The following is an 826-nucleotide window of genomic DNA, read 5'->3' as shown; positions in this document are numbered from 1 at the left end:
CGCCAGGAAGAACACCATCTGGCTCAGCGCCAGCGTGATCATGGCGAAATAGATGCCCTGGCGGCGGATGGCGATCAGTCCGAAGACCAGCCCCATCAGGCCTGCGGCCGCGGTGGCGGCGATCAGCCCGAACTCCGGCGCCCAGCCCCAGACCTTCACCACATGCGCGGCGATGTAGGCCGCCCCGCCGAAGAAGGCGGCATGGCCGAAGCTGAGCAGGCCGGCGAAGCCGATCAGCAGGTTGAAGGCGCAGGCGAACAGCGCGAAGCACAGCACCTTCATCAGGAAGACGGGATAGAGCGCATAGGGCGCCAGGACTGCCAGCAGCAGCCCGGCCCCGGCCAGCAGGATCTTCGGCGAGCCGCCATACATGACGATACCTTCGTGCAGTGTGTCCCTGGTTTGCATGGTCATGGCTTATCTCTCCCGTCCGAACAGTCCGGCCGGCTTCACCATCAGCACCACGGCCATGATGACGAACACGACGATGTTGGAGGCCTCGGGGTAGACCACCTTGGTCAGCCCCTCCAGCAGTCCCAGGCCCAGCCCGGTGACGATGGCGCCGAGGATCGAGCCCATGCCGCCGATCACCACCACCGCGAACACCACGATGATCAGGTTCGACCCCATCAGCGGCGACACCTGGTAGATCGGTGCGGCCAGCACGCCGGCCAGACCGGCCAGCGCCACGCCGAAGCCGTAGGTCAGCGACACCATCACCGGCACATTGATGCCGAAGGCCTGCACCAGCGTCGGGTTCTCCGTCGCCGCCCGCAGATAGGCGCCGAGCTTCGTCCGCTCGATGGCGAACCAGGTGCCGAGGCAC

The 826-nt window shown here is 66.3% G+C and carries 1 protein-coding gene and 1 pseudogene; both read right to left on the bottom strand.

Annotation, left to right across the window (positions count from 1 at the left end; translation table 11 throughout):
- Window positions 1–372: pseudogene (locus tag TSH64_RS27190) on the bottom strand (branched-chain amino acid ABC transporter permease); the annotation flags it as partial.
- 45 nt (window positions 373–417) lie between these two features.
- A partial coding sequence (locus TSH64_RS27185) for a branched-chain amino acid ABC transporter permease (protein ID WP_146208139.1) occupies window positions 418–826 on the bottom strand: 409 nt, incomplete at its 5' end.

It is taken from the genome of Azospirillum sp. TSH64, from assembly GCF_003116035.1.
Taxonomy (GTDB): domain Bacteria; phylum Pseudomonadota; class Alphaproteobacteria; order Azospirillales; family Azospirillaceae; genus Azospirillum.
The sequence above is the reverse complement of the archived record's forward strand: the minus strand, read 5'-3'. Positions and strand labels throughout refer to the sequence as shown.